General features: G+C 48.1%; 12 protein-coding genes. 2 read left to right on the plus strand and 10 right to left on the minus strand.

Going from position 1 to position 16,003, the window contains the following annotated elements; genetic code table 11:
• Positions 1–222: 222 nt before the first annotated feature.
• Positions 223–1,140, minus strand: a complete 918-nt coding sequence (locus tag NE619_RS12295) for a tyrosine-type recombinase/integrase (RefSeq protein ID WP_256132724.1) — start codon at positions 1,138–1,140, stop codon at positions 223–225.
• Between the two features lie 239 nt (positions 1,141–1,379).
• Between NE619_RS12295 and NE619_RS12300 the strand changes: the two genes are divergently transcribed.
• On the plus strand, positions 1,380–1,931 hold the full coding sequence (locus NE619_RS12300; protein ID WP_256132725.1) for a helix-turn-helix domain-containing protein: 552 nt from the start codon (positions 1,380–1,382) through the stop codon (positions 1,929–1,931).
• On the opposite strand, the gene NE619_RS12305 is transcribed toward NE619_RS12300, so the two are convergent.
• Positions 1,893–2,477, minus strand: a complete 585-nt coding sequence (locus tag NE619_RS12305) for a LysE family transporter (RefSeq protein ID WP_256132726.1) — start codon at positions 2,475–2,477, stop codon at positions 1,893–1,895. The two genes, NE619_RS12300 and NE619_RS12305, sit on opposite strands and share 39 nt — an antisense overlap.
• 110 nt (positions 2,478–2,587) lie before the next feature.
• Here NE619_RS12305 and NE619_RS12310 point away from each other — a divergent pair, with 110 nt between their 5' ends.
• Positions 2,588–3,478, plus strand: coding sequence for a LysR family transcriptional regulator (locus NE619_RS12310; RefSeq protein ID WP_256132727.1), 891 nt, complete (start codon positions 2,588–2,590; stop codon positions 3,476–3,478).
• A 4-nt stretch (positions 3,479–3,482) separates the two neighbouring features.
• Here the strand turns inward: NE619_RS12310 and NE619_RS12315 are convergent, their stop codons facing one another.
• From NE619_RS12315 to NE619_RS12350, 8 genes are all read right to left on the minus strand, one after another.
• The gene (locus tag NE619_RS12315) at positions 3,483–4,436 is read right to left on the minus strand and encodes a N(5)-(carboxyethyl)ornithine synthase (RefSeq protein WP_256132728.1); all 954 of its coding nucleotides are present in this window, start codon (positions 4,434–4,436) and stop codon (positions 3,483–3,485) included.
• Positions 4,437–4,867: 431 nt separating this feature from the next.
• Positions 4,868–6,019: a sodium ion-translocating decarboxylase subunit beta gene (locus NE619_RS12320; RefSeq protein WP_256132729.1), complete on the minus strand. Its 1,152-nt coding sequence runs from the start codon at positions 6,017–6,019 to the stop codon at positions 4,868–4,870.
• A gap of 126 nt (positions 6,020–6,145) precedes the next feature.
• Entirely contained in the window at positions 6,146–8,404 is a 2,259-nt protein-coding gene (locus NE619_RS12325) for a Tex family protein (protein WP_256132730.1), read from the minus strand.
• Between the two features lie 12 nt (positions 8,405–8,416).
• Positions 8,417–9,521 (minus strand): peptide chain release factor 2 gene (prfB, locus tag NE619_RS12330; protein ID WP_256132731.1). Its coding sequence is split into 2 segments (ribosomal slippage): positions 8,417–9,445 and positions 9,447–9,521, totalling 1,104 coding nucleotides; the frame shifts between segments, so codons are not numbered across the junction.
• Between the two features lie 223 nt (positions 9,522–9,744).
• Positions 9,745–10,488: an alpha/beta hydrolase gene (locus tag NE619_RS12335; protein WP_256132732.1), complete on the minus strand. Its 744-nt coding sequence runs from the start codon at positions 10,486–10,488 to the stop codon at positions 9,745–9,747.
• Between the two features lie 18 nt (positions 10,489–10,506).
• Complete coding sequence (gene secA, locus NE619_RS12340; protein ID WP_256132733.1) at positions 10,507–13,260, minus strand: preprotein translocase subunit SecA; 2,754 nt, start codon at positions 13,258–13,260, stop codon at positions 10,507–10,509.
• Complete coding sequence (locus NE619_RS12345) at positions 13,257–14,546, minus strand: HlyC/CorC family transporter (protein WP_256132734.1); 1,290 nt, start codon at positions 14,544–14,546, stop codon at positions 13,257–13,259. Before NE619_RS12345 ends, secA begins: the two co-directional genes overlap by 4 nt.
• A 104-nt stretch (positions 14,547–14,650) precedes the next feature.
• The gene (locus NE619_RS12350) at positions 14,651–15,922 is read right to left on the minus strand and encodes an HD-GYP domain-containing protein (protein ID WP_256132735.1); all 1,272 of its coding nucleotides are present in this window, start codon (positions 15,920–15,922) and stop codon (positions 14,651–14,653) included.
• Positions 15,923–16,003 lie beyond the last annotated feature (81 nt).

Below are 16,003 nucleotides of genomic sequence, written 5' to 3' on the forward strand. Positions count from 1 at the left end.
GCCATAATCAATCCCCTTAAAAATGATTAGTATCGTTGATAACTATATATTATCCACTGGCAACAACATATTCTGCCTAACAATATATATAAATTCTACCACATTTCCCCTCCTCCGACAATAAATCCAAACATTCCAATTAAACTTTCCCCAATTTTTCACACACCAACAAGGCCACCCGTTGTAAAAGCTGGCCATTTGTCAATAATTTGAACACACTCCTTATGCAGCTGTAATATTCATCCTAAGCCGTGGATGCTTCGCCCTCAAAATCTCAGCCTTTTTCTCAGATGCAATGTGCACATATATCTGCGTAGTCTTAATGGAGCTATGTCCTAGGATATCCTGAACATAGCTTATATCCACACCCTCCTCAATCAGATAAGTAGCAAAAGAATGGCGAAACATATGTGGCGTAATATGGGTTTCGATTGCGGCCTCCTTAGAATATTTTTTAATCATACCTCTGATCGACTGTTCTGTAAGCCGCAATCCGCGCCTATTAACGAAAAAATACTCGCTTCTTTTGATTTCCTGCTCGTTCTCTTTATAATATTCATTCAAAAGAGACAAAACTTCCGCACTTCCAATTTGAATATAACGTTCCTTCCCTCCTTTTCCCATGATTCGTATTGCCCCCGAATTAAGATCAATATTACTTTTCTTTAAATTCGATATCTCATAAACCCTTGCCCCTGTCGCAAAAAACAATTCGATAACTGCCAGATCCCGGAGCATGATCTTTCTTTGACTTGCAGTTGCCGTGCGTTTGGTCTTATAAATATAGTTCAATAACTTCTCTATATCATTTCTGGAAATGACCCTTGGAAGGATGAGCTTTTCCTTAAATTTGACTTTTATTTTGCGAAATGGATTCTCAGTGTCCAAAAGCTCCTCATCCTCCAAATGATTGAAAAAGGCCCTCAAGGAAGCTATTTTTCGTTTGACCGTTTTCTGCCGAAAACTTTTGTGCAGATATGTAATATAGGACTCCATGTTCCCTTTACTTACTTCTTTTTCTGCCAAAAACTCAAAAAATTGTCTTAGGTCAATGCGGTATGCTTTAAGTGTCTTTTTATCCAGCTCTTTTCTAAATTCGCAGTACTCTAAATATGGTAATACCTGTTCTTTTAAATTCATGCCTTTATCCTCCATGTATTTTTCTAACAGTTTACCACATTACAATTTTACAGATTTATTTTCTTTTACATTTCACTTCCCGCACATTGCATTTCATTTTTCGTGTAAATTCCATATAATACAAGCACAAAGTAGCGAAAAACAATGTAACAAAATGAATGTTACTATGCGTTGCTTGCAGCAACGGTCACTTCCTCGTACAATAATGGTAACACTACAAAGAAAGAAGGTTATCCCTAATGTTAAGCGAAAATATTAAAGCAATCAGAAAATCAAAAGGACTTTCGCAAGAAGAACTTGCTATCAAGCTGAATATAGTGCGACAAACAATTTCTAAATGGGAGAATGGACGGTCCGTCCCTGACTCTGATATGTTGATTTCTATATCGGAAGCACTCGAAACACCTGTAAGCACTTTGCTTGGAGAAAACGTTATTGAGCCGAAGGTCGATGACTTAAAAGCGATTGCCGAAAAACTGGAGATTATAAACTTGCAGCTTGCACAAAGAAAGGCCACGAAACAAAAGAGGGTTCATCGGCTGCTTATCTCATTGTGCGCGATCATAGTAATAATTTCTGCGGTCCTAATAGCAATCAATAGTCCTTACTTGGGTTGGAATTATAGTGATCCTGAAACAGCCGTTTTCGGAGCAGCTTTTCACGTATTTGAATGGCTGTTTGTTAGGTTAGCGCCTATTATCCTTATCGGGGCGATCTTTGGAATTTTCTTGACACGAAACCACCTGAGCCTGTCACTCCACCAGCAGCATAACCGCGCACCAAACCAGTAGCAGCGCCATGGACAGGTTAAAGCCTTTATAATGCTTCCCGATGAACCTGTTTAAAATGCCTCCCACCGCGGCCCAGGTCAGAGTGCCCGCACATCCCACCACGGTACTCAAAATCACGCTCAACAGCAGATACGCCGGCGACTGGGACACCGCAAGCACATACCCTGTATAAACCGTCAGGCCGTACAGAATAATCTTCACATTGACAAACTGCAGCATAAACCCTTTCCAGAAAGAGGTTTTTTCCGTCTCTCCTGCACCGGATGGCTTGCTGCGGGCCACATGGAGCGCCAGCCAAAGAATATACGCAGCCCCAACATATTTCATAAGATCAACGAAGGCCGGCAGATATTGGGCCAGCTCAAAGCAGCCCAGGGCGCAGACAACCATAACGCACAGAAAGCCGCTGCAGATGCCCGCCAGCATAAAGCGGCTTCTTTTCCACCCGTAATTGCTGACAGAATTGAGGGCCAGAATATTATTGGGTCCCGGAGTAAAAGCAGTAACAAAAGCATATGGCAAAAAAGCAATTAAAATTTGATTCAACACTTGTTTCACTCCCCTTTCTATTTTATAATAACCCAAGGAATTCGTTAAAACAAATTGAAATAATCAAATTTTAATTTCAATATAATTGAACTGTTGGAGGGGGAAGCATGGAACTTAAATATTTACAGACTTTTAAAACGATCATTGAGGAAGGCAGTTTTTCCCGCGCCGCAGAAAAGCTCAGTTATACCCAGTCGACCATCACCTTCCAGGTACAGCAGCTGGAGCAGGAGCTGTCCGCTCCTCTGTTTGAAAAAATCGGCCGCAGAATGGTTTTGACAAAAGCGGGGGAAAAATTGATTCCCTATGTGGATGAGGTACTATCCTCCGTGGATAAAATGAAGAACTTTACCGAAGATCTGTCCCAGCTGCAAGGCGACCTTCATGTTGCCGCAGCGGAAACCATGATGTGTTATAAAATACCGGCCGTCTTGAAAAAATTCCATGAGCAGGCCCCGCAGGCCCGCTTATTCCTGCGCTCCATGAACTGTTACGATATCCGCGACGCGCTGCTCAAGGGTTCCATTGATCTGGGAGTCTTCTATCAAGACATCGGCGGACTGGGTTCATCGCTCACCACTTATCCCATCGGACAGTATCCTCTGGCTCTGGTGGCCTCGCCAAAGATCCGTAAGCAGTTCCCTGATTTTATTACACCCGGCCAGCAGCTTCCCCTTCCTTTCATCATTAACGAACCCGCCTGTGTTTTCAGGCAGATTTTTGAGGCATATCTGAAAGAAAAGGATATTACCCTGGATCATACCATCGAGCTTTGGAGTATTCCCACCATTAAAAACCTGGTAAAAAACGATATGGGCGTGTCTTATCTTCCTTCCTTTTCCGTAAAGAAAGAGCTGGAGGATGGAGAACTGTGCACAATTGACTCCGAACTGGACGGCAAAATCATAACTGCCGTATGCGGCCGCCATAAAAACAAATGGATCAGCCCTCTCATGCAGCTGTTCATCGACCTGGTCTGCCAGTACGGAAGTGTTTAAAAAATTATCTATATCCGATAGTCCTCGCCAAATCATAAAAGCATTTAACATCTCTGCTATAGACATTTTTACAGAAAGAGCGGCTGATATCGACGCTTGAATTTTTATAGAAAATAGAAGGTACATTATTGACCTCATAAAAATACAAACCATCTTCTTTGTAAATCGGATCGTCAATACTGGTGTACCTGGTGCCTTCGATAGCGTTGCCCGCATCGGCTGCCGCATCGATGAAAAGGCAGCCTTTCCTGCACTTTTCCAATTGGTCCCGGGAAATAATATAGCTGCCGGGCTGATCGGCTTCTATGCCGTTGATGATTATGTCATACCGGCTGATGGACGAATAAAATTCCTTCATTGTCTTCCGATAAAACATCCTGGGGCGTGCGCCCAGTTTTACAGCAGCGGAGAAAGCTCCCTGCGCCACATTGCCCGATGAAAGCACCGCGACCTGCGTCGAGGGACTGGGGATGAGTCCAAAACACAATAATGCGTGCATCACAGCCGAATAGCCGGCATTATAACTGTTTTTGTAAATAAAGTCGCGTTTCAGCCAATCGATGGCCACAGAACTGTCATTATAATAGACCTTTGGATGGATGTTATCCAAATCGGCTATTACCAACGACTTAGGCCGGGCCACCTTTTCCGTGAACTCTTTTCCCGACCCATCCGGGTGTACCCAGCCTACGATCAGCTGATTATTTCGCAGTTTTCCATAGTCGCCCGGCTGCATAAGCTTCAAGGAAAAAATCGCCTCGCTGCGCTCAAAGATTTCATCTTTGGAAAAAACCTCACAGCCTGCGCTGCGGTAATCGCCATCGTCAACGTCCATATATTCGCCGAAGCCTTCTTCAATAAAAATTTGATTATCAAGCTCGTTATTTAAAATATCCTCCGGCAAAATGGCCACCCGTTTTTCATTGGGGAAATCCGGTTTTATAAATCCCAATTTCATAATATGTTCTCCCTTCCGTAATTCCTTTGTAATATACTCATTATGCAGGCTGTTTTCGGGCTTGCCACGGAAGAGTCACTGAGTAAAATCGCAAATAAACAAAAAAATATGGAACGTCTGCCCAAGCTTAAGCTACGTTCCACTCCGCACGATTGTTATACTATGTTCTCTGTTCGCCTTATGCGGCGCCTTTCCTCTTCAACTTTAGCCTTAGTACCAGTATAACACAAAGTCCAATAAAAGTCAGTAAATTCAGATAACTTACATATTCATTATAGGAGGTTTCGTATAAAAATGGGGTTAAGGGTCTGGGCCGGGGCATTAAGATTGTATAAAGACGATAGAAAACAAAAAAGAAAACAGACCTGCTGCCTAAAAGCAACAAGCCTGTTTTCTTGTATAAAAATGATTTTAGAGATTTTCGATATGTATCAGTATCCGCCGAACATAGAGAGCATTACCGAAGCGGCTACAGCCGATCCGATTACACCGGCTACGTTTGGTCCCATAGCGTGCATCAGCAGGAAGTTCGAAGGGTTCTCTGCCTGACCCACCTTCTGAGATACCCGGGCGGCCATCGGTACTGCGGATACGCCAGCCGATCCGATCAGCGGATTGATCTTTCCGCCGGTGAGCACGTTCATCAGTTTTGCGATCAGAACGCCGCCTGCAGTTCCCACTGCGAAAGCGCATATGCCCAGAACTACAATTTTCAGTGTTTCGGCCTTAATAAAGGTCGCCCCTGTAGCGGAGGCTCCAACAGCCAGACCCAGCAGGATCGTAACGATGTTCATCATTGCGTTCTGCGCGGTGTCGGAAAGTCTGTCTGCTCTTCCGGATTCCTTGAACAGGTTGCCCAGCATCAGCATACCGATCAGCGGCGCTGCTGCAGGCAGAAGCAATACTACGATAACGGTAACTGCGATTGGGAATAAAATCTTTTCTTTCTGAGTTACCACTCGCAGTTGATCCATCTTGATCACACGTTCCTTCTTGGTTGTCAGCCCCTTCATAATTGGCGGCTGAATAATCGGTACCAGTGCCATGTAGGAGTACGCTGCTACGGCGATAGGTCCCAACAGCTGCGGCGCCAGTTTGCTGGTCAGATAGATCGCAGTCGGGCCATCTGCTCCGCCGATAATGCCAATGGATGCCGCGCCCTGTGCGTCAAAGCCCAGAATAATCGCAGCGAAAAACGCGAAGAAGATTCCGAACTGCGCAGCAGCTCCCATAATCAGAGATTTCGGATTCGCAATCAGCGGTCCAAAGTCCGTCATCGCCCCTACTCCCAAGAATATCAGCGATGGGAAAATCGGTTTCAGCGCGTAGAATATGGTCAGCAGCCCAATATCCGATAGCTGATTCGATGATGTGATCTCCGCATGCTCAATAAACATACCACTTATTGGCAGGTTGGATAATAACATACCCATAGCAATTGGAATCAGCAGCAGAGGTTCAAACCCATGCCTGATTGCCAAATAAAGAAAAATGAACGATACCACGATCATGATGACATTTTGATATGCCACATTAGCCAGGCCGGTATCCTGCCAGAAGTTACTGAGTGTCTCAATTAGCATTTTCTCTCGTCTCCTTTTCTAAATGACGTACAAGTGCAGACCTGCACCAATCGTTAAAATACTAACACATATAACCATTTATTACAACCTTGTACGGGGATAAATACTGTATACACTTGGGATGCCTTACAGCTTCATGGTCAGGCCAATCTTCTGTTTTTCACGGTCGATATTTATAATCTTCACCTTCACCGTATCCCCTACGGAAACCGCATCCATCGGATGCTTGATAAACTTATTGCTGATCTCGGAAATGTGCACCAGTCCGTCGTTTTTGACACCGATATCCACAAAGGCGCCGAAATCCACCACGTTGCGCACAGTACCCATCATTTCCATGCCCACTTCCAGGTCCTCAAAGCTGCGCACATCGTTTCTGAACACCACCGCCGGCGCGTCCTCACGGGGGTCTCTTCCCGGCTTTTTGATTTCTTCAATGATGTCCCTCAGCGTCATTGGTCCCACTTCCAGTTCTTCTGAAAGCTTTTCAATGGCTCTGCCCAGGTTTTTCCGGGGATCTTCTTTTTTCTTGCTCAGCTCAGCTAAAGCAGCAAGGCCTTTGCCTCTGGTTTCAACCTTTTTCGGCTTGCTCTCTTCTGCGTACAGCTGGCTGATCTGCTTTTCGATATCGGCCACGCCGCCGCGGATGATCTCTTTCTTGTCGATCTTCAACTTTTTCAGCATGGCTTCCGCCGCTTTATAGGATTCCGGATGGACGGAAGTGGCGTCCAGCGGGTTTTTTCCATCGGAAATGCGCATAAAACCGGCGCACTGTTTAAAGGTTTTTTCTCCCAGCTTGGAAACCTTTTTCAGTTCCTTGCGGTCCGCGAACGATCCCTGTTCTTCCCGATAGGCTACGATGTTTTTGGCGATTCCCATATTAATTCCCGCCACATGGGCCAGCAGGGACGGAGATGCCGTATTCAGATCTACCCCCACCCGATTTACACAGTCTTCCACCACATTGTCCAGAGCTGACTCCAGCAGTCCCTGATTGATATCGTGCTGATACTGTCCGACCCCGATGCTCTTCGTGGGAATCTTAACCAGCTCCGCCAGCGGGTCCTGAAGCCTGCGTCCCAGGGACATGGCTCCTCTGGTGGTTACATCCAGGTCCGGATATTCCTCAGTAGCCAGCTTGGAAGCCGAGTAAACTGACGCGCCGGCTTCGTTGACGATAGTGTAGCTGATGTCCAGACCGTTCTTTTTAATGAAGTTGGCTACCACTTCTTCCGTTTCTCTGGAGCCGGTTCCGTTGCCGATGACGATAACGTTGATTTTGTATTTATCAACCAGCTTTTTCAGCGTGGCTTCTGTCCCCGCCACATCTTTTTTAGGCTGTGTCGGATAGACGGTGGTGTAGGCCAGCAGTTTTCCCGTTTCGTTGAGGACGGCCACCTTGCATCCGGTACGGTAGCCCGGGTCGATGCTGATGATTCTGGCACCCTTTACAGGCGGAACCATCAGCAGTTTTTCCGTGTTTTTGGCAAACACCTTCACCGCCTCCAGCTCTGCCCGCTCAGTGAGCATATTGCGCATCTCCCGCTCGATGGATGGAGCCATCAGGCGCTTGTAAGCGTCGGCAATCGTTTCCTTCAAAAGATCGGTAAAAATGGATCTTTCGTTGGTGATAACCGCCTGCTGCAGCAGCTTTTCCATATCCTCGGTCAGAACCGTTACTTTTACTTTCAGCTTCTTTTCTTTTTCTCCCCGGTTGATGGCCAAAATCCGATGATTGGGAATCTTTTTTATAGCTTCCTGATATTCGTAATACATTTCGTATACGGTCTTTTCCTCCGGATCCGCGGCTTCCGTCACGATCAGTCCACTGTTTTGGGTCTTTTCACGGATCTTCGCGGTCAGTTCCGGGTCGTCGGAAATCATCTCCGCCATGATATCCATAGCGCCTGCGATTGCCGCCGCTGCGTCGGGCACCTCTTTTTCTTCATCCACAAAAGGTCCGGCCAGCTCCTCCACGGAACCCTCTTCCAGCTCCTGCGCCCAGAAGGTCAGCGCCAGCGGCTCCAATCCCCTTGCCTTTGCCTTGGACGCACGGGTGGCCTTTTTCTGTTTGTAAGGTTTGTACAGGTCCTCAACTCTCTGCAGGACCTCTGCCTCCATGATCTTTTCTTTCAGCTCGTCCGTCAGCTTTCCCTGTTCCTCGATCAGGCGAATGACCTCTTCCTTGCGTTCTTCCAGATTGCGAAGATAGGCAAGGCGTTCATCCAGGTCGCGCAATGTCACGTCGGAAAGTCCGCCGGTCACTTCTTTTCTGTATCTGGCGATAAAAGGAATGGTGTTTCCTTCGTCAATCAAAGCCACCGTGTTTTCCACCTGGGACAGCTTCAGTTCAAATTCTTTTGCTAGTTTTTCAATAATGTTCATAGAGCCTGTTTTTTACCTTTCTTTTTGTTTGAGCTTTTCATTGATAAAATAGTCGATATTGCCGTCCATGACCGCATTGACGTTTCCCACCTCCGCGCCTGTCCGGTGGTCCTTTACCATAGTGTACGGGTGGAACACATAAGAACGGATCTGACTGCCCCAAGTGATCTGACTGTAGTCTCCCTGCAGCTCTTTGAGATTCTCTTTATGCTCCTGTTCTTTCAGCTCCACCAGCTTGGACATGAGCAGTTTCATAGCGACTTCTCTGTTCTGATGCTGAGACCGCTCATTCTGGCAGGAAACAACGATGTTGGTCGGTATATGGGTGATGCGGATGGCGGAGTCGGTCTTATTGACGTGCTGCCCGCCGGCGCCGCTGGAACGGAAGGTGTCGATCCGCAGGTCATCGGGATCAATATCCACCGTCATGTCATCGTCGATCTCCGGGATCACATCCATGGAAGCAAAGGAAGTATGCCTCCTGCCCGACGAATCGTACGGCGAGATGCGAACCAGGCGATGGACACCCTTTTCGTTTTTCAGGTAGCCGTAGGCGTTTTCCCCTTCGACCACTGCCGTAGCGCTGTTGATACCGCCTTCTTTTTCTTCCTGGTAATCGAGGATCTTGACCTTGTATCCCTTTTGCTCCGCCCATCTGACATACATGCGGAAGAGCATTTCCGCCCAGTCCTTGGCATCGGTGCCACCGGAACCTCCGTGCACCGAAAGGATGGCGTTGTTTTTATCGTATTCTCCGGTCAGCAAGGTGGCCAGCCGCAGCTCTTCCAGCTTCTCCGCCGCACCGTCATAGGCCTCCTGTATCTCCCCGGCCATAGAAGGGTCTTCCGCTTCTTCGGCAAGGGAAATCAGCACTTCCACATCCTCGATCTCCGTGGCCAGCGCTTCGTATTCTTCTATCTTGTTCTCAATGGATTTTTTCTCTTTCATGACCTTCTGGGCATTTTCGTGATCGTCCCAAAAGCCTTCCGCCTGGGTCTTTTCCTCAAGACGCTTTAATTCTTCCCTCAAACCGGCCAGGTCAAAGGGACTCACCTGCCTCTTTGAGCCTGCCTTTCAGGCTGGGCAGATCAGATTTGATCTGTTCTAATTCTACCATGCTTTCATCCCTCTCTCTGTTTGAATAAGGCCCGGAAAGGCCCGATAGTTTAGTATACCCCACCCGCAAAAAATTTCCAAGGGGGATTTTTATTTTCGGGACAGCCGGTCTGGGCTTCAAGCGTCCACATTTAAATCAAAAAAGGGATCTCGCACAGGAAAAATTCCATGTGGTATCCCTTTTTCATCTTCAAAGCCTGCTCCGCTCTTTTTTTGTAAACGTATTATTTAAAAAACTCAGCAGCCAGTCTCAGCACTTCTTCCGGCATACCCGGATGAGAAAGGCTGTGGTCGCCGCCGGGAATCATAACAAGCCGTGCGCCGAATTCTTTGGCAAACCGCCGGGCCGCCTCCGGTGAGGCCGTTTCATCCTCACTGCCGTGTACCATGGCCAGATCTGCCAGGCCGGCCCGATAAAGCCGGAAAACATCATGGGCATCCAGATCGTCGAAAAATGCCTGCGTCAGCTTCAGCGGCCGCAGATAATCCCGATCCACGATCACATACCCCTCCTCTTCCAGCTGCCGCTGCTCGGCTTCTGTTTTATGCCGGAACAGCTTGGGCATTTCCACCGCCGCGCTGCGTAAAAAGGCTTTCCTCCCCGCAGGCTGCCGCTCTGCCAGATAGTTCAGCACCGTATATGCGCCAAAGCTGGAGCCAAAATAACCGATTTCCGCGTCAGGCGCCAGCTCTCTGATCCTGGCTTCCGCAGACGCAAGATCATCCAGACAGTTTTCGATCGTCAGCTTTAATCCGTCCACCGGGCTGTCACCATGGGCCGGAAAATCAAAGGCGAGGGTCCCGATCCCCTGCTGCGGCAATGCTTCTGTCAGCATCATAGCTGTGGGGCTTCCTTTGCTGCTGCCGAAGCCGTGGATTACAAGAACAGCCTTCCGTTCATTCCCTGTCAGGGTGTGCAGACAGGGAATCTCATAACCGTTTCTGCTTTTTAGCATTTCTTTTTTCATCGTCAGCCTCTCAAAATACTATGCGTTTTTTCCACAGCAGTTTTTATATTTTTTACCTGAGCCGCATGGGCAAAGGTCGTTGCGGCCAATTTTCGGATGTTCTCTCCGGTACGGTTCCTGCTTCTTTTCTCTCTGAGGGATCTGCTCCTCTTCGGGCAGTTCTCCGCCGCCCATCATCGGCTCATCATCCACATATTCATCTTTATGGCCCTCGCCGGTACCGATAACGTCTACTCTCTCCGTTCTGGTCTGTACGGTTACGCTGTAGCAGAATTTGACGGTTTCTTCCTTAATGGACTGGATCATCAGCTCGAACATATCAAAGCCTTCCTGCGCGTATGCGGCAGCCGGGTCCTGCTGTCCCAGAGCGCGAAGTCCGATACCGCTCTTCAGCTGATCCATGGCGTCGATGTGATCCATCCACTTGTTGTCAACAACACGGATCAGAATCATCCGCTCTACTTCACGCATCTTTTCTATGCCGATCTCTTTTTCTTTCGCCTGGTACAGCTCCTCGAACTTGTCATAGACCAGCTCTTTGAGATTATCCGGATTCAGATCCAGGAATTCATCCTCTGTAAAGGAAAGCGGCTCAAAGTTGGGAGATATCTTCTTTAGTCCCTCGTTGAGCGTTTCCAGGTCCCATTCTTCGGCAAATCTGGAGGCGATGGTGATCGGTTCCACCACTTCATCGATCAGCTCGTGGGTCATGCTGGTGATATCCTCACGGAGATCCTCTCCAAAGAGAACCTTTTTCCTCTCGCCGTAGATGATCTCACGCTGTTTGTTCATAACATTATCGTATTGGAGCACGTATTTACGAATGGAGAAGTTACGGCCTTCCACCTTCTTCTGCGCTCCCTCAATGGAACGGGTAATCATTCCCGCTTCAATCGGTTCATCTTCCTCTACGCCCAGCCGCTTTACCACATTCTGCATCTTTTCGCCGCCAAAGAGGCGCATCAGCTCATCTTCCAGGGAAATGCAGAACTGCGTGCGGCCCGGGTCGCCCTGTCTTCCGGAACGGCCTCGCAGCTGGTTATCGATTCTTCGGGATTCGTGGCGCTCGGTACCGATGATACACAGTCCGCCCAGTTCGATTACCTTTTGCTGTTCTTCTTTCCGTTCTTCCTTGAATTGATCGTGGAGACGGTGGAATTCTTCTCTGGCTTTCAAAAGCTCCGGATCATCGGTCTGAACAAATCCGGTGGCAAAGGCGATTGCCTCGGGGCTGTAGCCCATTTTCCGCATCTCGCGTCTGGCTTCGAACTCCGGGTTGCCTCCCAGGATGATATCCGTACCACGGCCGGCCATGTTGGTGGCAATGGTGATGGTCCCCAATCTTCCGGCTTCGGCAATGATTTCGGCTTCCTGCTCATGGTGCTTGGCATTGAGAACGTTAAAATTCTTGATGCCTCTTTTCTTTAAGCTGTTAGCGATAATCTCCGATTTCTCAATGGAAATGGTACCCACCAGCACCGGCTGTCCGGTCTCATGGGCCTCAACCACTTTATCAACAATGGACTTGTATTTGCCATTTTCCGTGCTGTATACCGCATCTTGCAGGTCTTCTCTGACAATGGGCATATTGGTGGGAACCACTACTACGTCCATGTTATAGATATCCCGGAATTCATCTTCCTCTGTCTTGGCCGTACCGGTCATGCCGGCCAGCTTCTGATACATACGGAAATAATTCTGCAGGGTGATGGTCGCCAGCGTCTTGGATTCGGAACGCACCAGAACTCCTTCTTTGGCTTCGATGGCCTGGTGGAGTCCGTCGCTGTAGCGTCTTCCGAACATGAGACGGCCGGTAAACTCATCGACTATTACAATTTCCCCGTCCTTTATGATGTAGTCCACGTCGCGCTTCATCAGGTTTCTGGCTTTCAGAGCCTGGAGCACGTGATGGTTGATCTCCATGTTTTCCGGATCGGAAAAGTTTTCTACATTGAAGAACTGTTCGCATTTATCTACACCTTCCTCGGTGAGGGATACCTGTTTATCCTTTTCTTCAATGGTGAAATCGGTTTCCACGGTCAGGCCCTTTACAAAGCGGTCCGCAGTCTTGTACATGTCGGTGGATTTTCCGCCCTGTCCGGAAATAATCAGCGGCGTTCTGGCTTCGTCGATGAGGATGGAGTCCACTTCATCGACAATGGCAAAGTTCAGTTCCCGCTGCATCATATCCTCTTTGTAGAGAACCATGTTGTCTCTCAGATAGTCAAAACCGTATTCATTATTGGTTCCATAAGTAATATCGGCCCCATAGGCGGCTTTTCTCTCCTCTTCACTGATCCCATGGATGACGCATCCCACGGTCAGCCCCAGGAAGGTGTACAGTTTTCCCATCCACTCCATATCTCGCTTTGCCAGATAATCGTTGACTGTGACAACGTGTACGCCCTTGCCCTCGAGAGCATTTAAATATACCGGCAGCGTTGCTACCAGCGTCTTACCTTCACCAGTCTTCATTTCCGCGATACGGCCCTGATGAAGTACGATACCTCCGATGATCTGTACCCGGAAGTGTTTCATTCCCAGGCTCCTTACCGAAGCCTCCCGGCAGACCGCGAAAGCCTCCGGCAGAATGTCATCCAGGGTCTCGCCCTTTGTCAGTCTTTCCTTAAATTCCGCGGTTTTCTCCCGCAGCTGCTCATCGGTAAGGCCCTGCATCTGTTCATCGTAGGCCTCTACCTTATCTGCAATTTTAGCGACCTTCTTGACTTCTTTCGCATTCAGGTCGCCAAAGATTTTTTCCATAAAGCTCATTTCTGTTGTTCCCCTTTCCTTTCTTCTTCAGGCTCTATTTCTTCTACCACCAGGTTTATCTCCAATGCCCTGCGGTCATCAGCTTTTGTTACTCTTACCTTCAGCAGCTTGTTTTCAATCTGCTGCTGGAAGGTATCGTTCTTTACGGGCAGCTTGTCCAGTTGGACGACTACCCAGCCATTGACCGTCTGTACGTCCATGTCTTCTTCAATATCGAAAAAGTCAAAGACCTTGGCAATGCTGGCATTGCATTTTACCCGGTAGCTGCCGTTCTGCAGCGGAATGATCTCCTGCGACATAACAGCATCGTGCTCATCGTAAATTTCTCCTACCAGTTCCTCTATGATATCTTCCATGGTTACCAGCCCTTCCGTGCCTCCATATTCGTCGATAACGATGGCCAGATGGGTTTTCATCTGCTGCATCTTTCTCAGCAGCGCCGATACTTTTATGGCTCCGGCTACAAATACTACCGGCATCACATAATCGGAGATATTCTTATTGGTTCCTACTATATAGTTATGGAAGTCCTTCTGGTTTAGTACCCCCATAATTTTATCAATGTCATCTTCATAGACCGGCAGGCGGGAAAATCCGGTTTTCTTAAACAGCTTAGCCACCTCTTCCTTCGAATCCTCTACGTCGATGGCCTCCATATCCACGCGGGGCGTCAGTACGTCCCAGGCAGTCAGCTCGTTGAATTCGATAGCGTTCTGGATCAGTTCGCTCTGCTCGTTATCAATGCCGCCTACGTTCTCCGCTTCCTCCACAATAGTCAGAAGCTCATCCTCGGTAATCGTCCGGTCATCGCCGAACTTAAAGATCTTTGCCATCAGCTGCTTCCATTTTGTGAAGAGAAAATTGATAGGGGTCATGAGGACCATCAGCATGCGGATGATCGGTGCCGAAAACAGGGAAAAGGACTCCGCCGATTCCTTGGCGATCCCTTTGGGCGTAATCTCGCCGAAGACCAGAACAACTACTGTGATTACGATCGTCGACAGCGTCGGGCCGTATGCTCCGAACAGCTCTACAAAAAGCAGCGTGGAAATAGCGGTCATAGTAATATTTACAATATTGTTACCGATCAAAATTGTGGTCAGCAATTTATCGTAATTTTCTTCCAGCCTCAGCACCAGCTCCGCACGCTTATTACCGTCGCCCGCCATGTTTTTCATCTTGATGCGGTTGAGGGAAGTAAAGGCGGTTTCTGTTGCGGAAAAGTACGAGGACAGTACGACAAGTATTACGATTACTACGATGTCCACAATTATGTGACTTTCCATTTAAAATGTTTCCTCCTGCGTATAAAAATATTTCAATACTTTAGTATAGCCTGTTTTTGGGTAAATGAAAAGAGGGCGGACCCCCTTTTCACCTGAATTTAACATTAATTTTCTGCGAAATCCGGATATTTGCTCAGGATTTGCCGGTATTCTTCCTCTATATGATGGTACAGCTCGTAGAGTTTCCTGCTGCCGCTGTTTACTTTTTCGATGATTTCATTGAAGTGATCCAGCATGGCCGCGGTAACCATCGGACACAGTTTGCCGCTGCCCGCCATTTCCCTGAGAATGGACTTGACCCGTTCCGGCGGAAAAGGTCTTTTATAGCTCCTTTCACCGTTCAGGGCGCTGACGATATCCGCTATGGCGACGATCCGCTGGGCAATGGTCAGCTCCTCGCCCCCAAGTCCCCTTGGATAGCCGGAGCCGTCCATCTTTTCATGGTGGCGAAGCGCGATCAGCGCTGTCTCTTCCTCGATCTGCCCTTTTATGATTTTCTCCGACAGAAGGATGTGGCTGCGCATCAGGGCCATGTCGCTGTCGCTGAGTCTTCCCGGCGATTCCAGAATATCGAGAGGAATCCCCACCTTACCCAGATCGTGAAGAAAGGCCCCGTATTTGACCCGCTGCAAATCTCTGCCCGCCATTCCGAAAATCCGGGCCAAATCCATGCTGATCTGCGCCGTGGCAAAGGTATGGGCTACCGTATATCGGCTGCGAAAGTCGATGGAAAAGACCAGCATCTGCAAAAACCGGTCGATCTCATCCTCATTCGTCCAGCTGTCCAGCAGACTCAAAAGCTCTGCCGTCTGCTTTTCCCTGTCCACCCTGCCAAGTACCGGACCGCGCTTTTCAGCTTTTTCCAGCAAGTCCAGAGCAGCGGGTGAAAACTTGCTGCCGCTGTAGGTTTTCAGTTTTTTCATGATTTGATTGGCGTTGGCAGGCTGCGTCTCCCCGCAAAGGGCCGCCCGATCGGCCAGGTTGAAAATCTGCCCCAGCTTTTGATCCTCAGACCGGCAGGAAGGCTCAGAAAAATCCTGATAATCCATATGGTGCAATAATACCGCCGAAGCGTATTGCGCAAAGGGCGAAAAATATTTGACGAATAGATATCCATAGATGGAATGGGACTGTACATCCTTGGTTTCAAACCGCACCATGTTGTCAATCTCTTCTGTCTTGTAAGCTCCTATGTCGTGAAGCAGCGCCGTAAAGATGATACCGCAGCGCTGTCTTGTGTCGTAGCTCCCGTCTTCTTCCAAAAGCTTTAATACTATGTACGCCACCTGTTCTCCGTGGCCAACCAGACGCTCATCGACAAAATTGAGCGACCTTCGAATAATATGGAATAGATTTCTGCCATTGAGTGGATTCATAGTTAATTGCATCCTCCTGCATCTGCCTTCTAGTTAGTAGAGCTATTATAACAAATTTTATTTGCCCCTGCATTAAGTATA

The organism is Anaerovorax odorimutans (assembly GCF_024459955.1).
GTDB classification, from domain to species: domain Bacteria; phylum Bacillota; class Clostridia; order Peptostreptococcales; family Anaerovoracaceae; genus Hominibacterium; species Hominibacterium odorimutans_A.

Excerpts from the sequence above, each read along its gene's own strand:
- NE619_RS12295 (WP_256132724.1), bottom strand. The coding sequence starts at position 1,140 with ATGAATTTAAAAGAACAGGTATTACCATATTTAGAGTACTGCGAATTT.
- NE619_RS12300 (WP_256132725.1), top strand. The coding sequence starts at position 1,380 with ATGTTAAGCGAAAATATTAAAGCAATCAGAAAATCAAAAGGACTTTCG.
- NE619_RS12310 (WP_256132727.1), top strand. The coding sequence starts at position 2,588 with ATGGAACTTAAATATTTACAGACTTTTAAAACGATCATTGAGGAAGGC.
- NE619_RS12315 (WP_256132728.1), bottom strand. The coding sequence starts at position 4,436 with ATGAAATTGGGATTTATAAAACCGGATTTCCCCAATGAAAAACGGGTG.
- NE619_RS12320 (WP_256132729.1), bottom strand. The coding sequence starts at position 6,019 with ATGCTAATTGAGACACTCAGTAACTTCTGGCAGGATACCGGCCTGGCT.
- NE619_RS12325 (WP_256132730.1), bottom strand. The coding sequence starts at position 8,404 with ATGAACATTATTGAAAAACTAGCAAAAGAATTTGAACTGAAGCTGTCC.
- NE619_RS12335 (WP_256132732.1), bottom strand. The coding sequence starts at position 10,488 with ATGAAAAAAGAAATGCTAAAAAGCAGAAACGGTTATGAGATTCCCTGT.
- secA (WP_256132733.1), bottom strand. The coding sequence starts at position 13,260 with ATGAGCTTTATGGAAAAAATCTTTGGCGACCTGAATGCGAAAGAAGTC.
- NE619_RS12345 (WP_256132734.1), bottom strand. The coding sequence starts at position 14,546 with ATGGAAAGTCACATAATTGTGGACATCGTAGTAATCGTAATACTTGTC.
- NE619_RS12350 (WP_256132735.1), bottom strand. The coding sequence starts at position 15,922 with ATGAATCCACTCAATGGCAGAAATCTATTCCATATTATTCGAAGGTCG.